Source organism: Pseudoxanthobacter sp. (genome assembly GCF_036822375.1).
Taxonomy (GTDB): Bacteria; Pseudomonadota; Alphaproteobacteria; order Rhizobiales; family Segnochrobactraceae; genus Pseudoxanthobacter.
The window spans coordinates 1-3,135 of record NZ_DAISHT010000304.1 but is presented as its reverse complement, the minus strand read 5'-3'; the positions used below and the strand labels follow the sequence as shown (position 1 = coordinate 3,135).

Annotated in this window: 4 protein-coding genes; 1 reads left to right on the top strand and 3 read right to left on the bottom strand. The window is 68.1% G+C overall.

Going from position 1 to position 3,135, the window contains the following annotated elements:
* Positions 1-180 precede the first annotated feature (180 nt).
* On the top strand, positions 181-999 hold the full coding sequence (locus tag V7067_RS16855) for a BglII/BstYI family type II restriction endonuclease (protein ID WP_334177049.1): 819 nt from the start codon (positions 181-183) through the stop codon (positions 997-999).
* Positions 1,000-1,074: 75 nt separating this feature from the next.
* On the opposite strand, the gene V7067_RS16850 is transcribed toward V7067_RS16855, so the two are convergent.
* The 3 genes from V7067_RS16850 to V7067_RS16840 all read right to left on the bottom strand — a co-directional run.
* On the bottom strand, positions 1,075-1,383 hold the full coding sequence (locus tag V7067_RS16850; protein WP_334177048.1) for an NINE protein: 309 nt from the start codon (positions 1,381-1,383) through the stop codon (positions 1,075-1,077).
* 145 nt (positions 1,384-1,528) lie between these two features.
* Positions 1,529-2,197 carry an MT-A70 family methyltransferase gene (locus V7067_RS16845; RefSeq protein ID WP_334177047.1) on the bottom strand — a complete coding sequence of 223 codons (669 nt, stop codon included), beginning with the start codon at positions 2,195-2,197 and terminating at the stop codon, positions 1,529-1,531.
* 381 nt (positions 2,198-2,578) lie between these two features.
* A partial coding sequence (locus V7067_RS16840; RefSeq protein WP_334177046.1) for an efflux RND transporter permease subunit occupies positions 2,579-3,135 on the bottom strand: 557 nt, incomplete at its 5' end.

Below are 3,135 nucleotides of genomic sequence, written 5' to 3'. Positions count from 1 at the left end.
TTTCCTCCCTAGACTTAAGACCGCGCGCTCGTTCGCTGCGGTCTTTTTTTTGCCCGGAGGTCACCGTTCGGCCTCACGAAGCAGCAATGGCATGGCATAAGGGGCGCGCCGGCGCTGCTGCTGCCGGTGCTGTTCCTGACGGCCCTGTTCCTGCTGCCTGCAACCGGTTGTTATTGCGCGATGTTCGAATCGCTTCTCGCCCGTGGCTTTCAGATTGAATACCACTCCCACGCCCGGGCCATTCTCGGGGTCGATTTTCCCGACGCGCTCGCCGAACTCGAAACGGTGCTGGGCGACGTCTCGATTCCGATCGACGAGATCGTGGGGTCCGGCGGCGGCGAGGCAAAGGGCACGCGGCGGCTGCGCAAGGCGTTCGATGCCCATGGCTGGGTGAAGACCAAGTTCACCATTGAAAAGCGCATCAACGGCGTGCCGCGTGAGTCGATCAGCCACGAGGTCGACCACGTGCGCACCTTCCCGGACAGCCGGGTGGTGGCACTGGAAATCGAGTGGAACAACAAGGATCCGTTCTTCGACCGCGACCTTGAGAACTTCAAGCGCCTGCATGCCGAAGGCGCGATCTCGGTGGGCGTGATCGTAACCCGCGGAATCACGCTGCAGGACGACATGCCGGCGCTGGTGCGCCGTTTCGCCCGCGAGCGGCGGCTTTCGTCCATGCGCGATGTGCAGGCGCTGGGCCTGAACCCGACGCCGCGACAGACGGCTGACGTGAACCGCCGCATCGGCGCATCCGGGGCGAGCTTCTCCGATGCCTGGGCGCTGACCTTCTGCGCCGACAAATACGGCGCCTCGACCACCCACTGGCGCAAGCTGGAAGATCGCATTCACCGCGGCGTCGGCAATCCCTGCCCGCTGCTGCTGGTCGGCCTGCCGTCGAGCGTGGTCACCTTCGAGCCGGTCTCGCCGGGCGACCCCGACCAGCTTTCCCTGACCGACCTGCTGCCGGAACCCGACTGGGCCATGGACGAGCGCTCCTGAGGCCCGCGTGCGGGCCCGGCGCGGGCCTTTCTCAGGCCCGGCGTCTCCCCGCAGTGTGCCGCCCCCTGCCGGGTGTCAGCCATATTTCTGCGCAAAGCGCTCCTCGGACATCATCAGCAGCAGAATGGCCTCGATGAAGCCGAGGATGGCGGGGATCACGGTCCAGCAGAACAGCAGGTAGAAGAAGCCGGACACCGGGCGGCCGAGATAGAAGCGGTGGATGCCGAACCCGCCCAGAAAGAACGCCAGCAGCGCCGCCGCCAGCTTGTTCCGCGAGGAAAGGCCGGGCTGCACCGCCCCGCAGTTCGGGCAGGTGCGCGCTGAAATGTGCAGCGGATGACCGCAGGCCACGCAATATTTCTGGTTCGCCGCAAGCTCGCTCATCGCCGTCCGCTTTCTCGCCGGCGGCCCGGTTGCGGCCCGCCTCGTTCACCCCGGCGGGATTTTCACCCGCAGCGGGACCTGCACCCACAGATGGGTTTCGCCCGCCCGCTGCAAAAGGCCCCGCGGCGGTTTTGCCCGCGCCGCATCACTCTGCCGCGCCCGGTCCGGGGCGGTCGGTCGACGAGTTGTGGCTGTAGGTCTGCCAGTCCGGCGCATAAGCCTCGTCGGCCTGATTGCCCCATGTGGCCCAGCCGGGGCGCACGCCGCGGCCGAACAGCTCCAGATAAGGCCCCGGCGAGCAGGATTCGATGATGCCGTATTGCTCGTCCGGCTTGCGCGAATGCTCGCGCTTGCGGGTCGCCAGATAATTCACCTGCGTGCGGCCGGCATCCAGCGTGCGCGCATTGCGCCCGCGCGTGCCGAACAGGATCAGTTCCGTCACATTGCGGAAATAGAAGCCCACCCCGCGCCCGTCGCTGCCGCCGTCCTTGCGCACCTTGTGCCAGACGAGGTTCGACTTGTAGGTGAATCCCCACGCCGCCAGCACCTGCAACCCTTCCGGCAGCAGCGCATTCGGCACCCAGAGATAAAGGTGCGCCGTCGGCGCGGCGATGGCGGCCACCGGCAGCGCCATGATCTCCGGCAGCGCCAGCGTGCCGTAGCGCGACAGGCGGCGATGCTCCGGCGCCACCTTGCCGGTGCGGTTAACGAACTGCCACGGCGGATCGGCCATGATGGTCGGGAACCGCGCATCGCCGACAAAGCGCAGCAGGTCGTCGGCAGGCGACAGGTCCGTTTCGGTGCGAGCCGGCATTCGGGTCTCCAGACATGGGCGGCGGCGATGCGGGCACGGTGCCCGGCGTTGCAGCCGCCGCGCCCGAATCGCACCGCCGGCAGGCGGGGCGCGGAGCCGCCCGCGGGGCCGCCCTTCCCTTCATGTCGCACGCCGCGCCCGGCGAGGAAACGGCAGGGCCGGAAATTCCCGCCCCGCGTTGCCCACGCCGCCTGCGGCTGTGGCAGACAGGTGCCATCATAGAAAGAACAAAGCAGAAACGGAAGCCGGGCCGTTTGCCGTCCGCCGCTTTTCCCGCCTGTCCTGCGGCAGTGTTCCGGCCGGCCGGAAACGACGGCGCCGCGCGAAGGGGGGGTCCCTCGCGCGGCGCCGGTCTTTGCAGGGTGTCTCCGGCTGCCGCCGTCAGGTGCCGGCGGGGTGAGAGCCGTCGGTCCCCGGCTCGCGCTCGTCCTCCGGCACCATCTCCTCCGGCTTCGGCGCGCGCCAGGCGATGACGCGGTAGAACACCGGGATGAAATAGGTGGCGAGGAAGGTGGCCGCGATCATGCCGCCGACCACGCCCGTGCCGATGGAATGACGGCTGGCCGAGCCCGCACCGCTGGAAAGCGCCAGCGGCAGCACGCCGAGGATGAAGGCCATCGACGTCATCACGATCGGGCGGAAGCGCAGGTGCGCGCCTTCCAGAGCCGCCGCAGCGGCCGACAGGCCGTGGCGCCGGCGCAGGACCGCGAATTCCACGATGAGAATCGCGTTCTTCGCGGCCAGACCGATCAGCGTGACAAGGCCGATCTGGAAGTAGACATCGTTGTTGATGCCCCGCAGCCACACCGCGGCCAGCGCGCCGAACAGGGCGAACGGCACCGCCAGAATGACCGCGAACGGCAGCGACCAGCGCTCATACTGGGCGGCAAGGATGAGGAACACCATCACGATGCCGAAGATGAACGCCTGCGAGCCCG

Excerpts from the sequence above, each read along its gene's own strand:
- V7067_RS16855 (WP_334177049.1), top strand. The coding sequence starts at position 181 with ATGTTCGAATCGCTTCTCGCCCGTGGCTTTCAGATTGAATACCACTCC.
- V7067_RS16850 (WP_334177048.1), bottom strand. The coding sequence starts at position 1,383 with ATGAGCGAGCTTGCGGCGAACCAGAAATATTGCGTGGCCTGCGGTCAT.
- V7067_RS16845 (WP_334177047.1), bottom strand. The coding sequence starts at position 2,197 with ATGCCGGCTCGCACCGAAACGGACCTGTCGCCTGCCGACGACCTGCTG.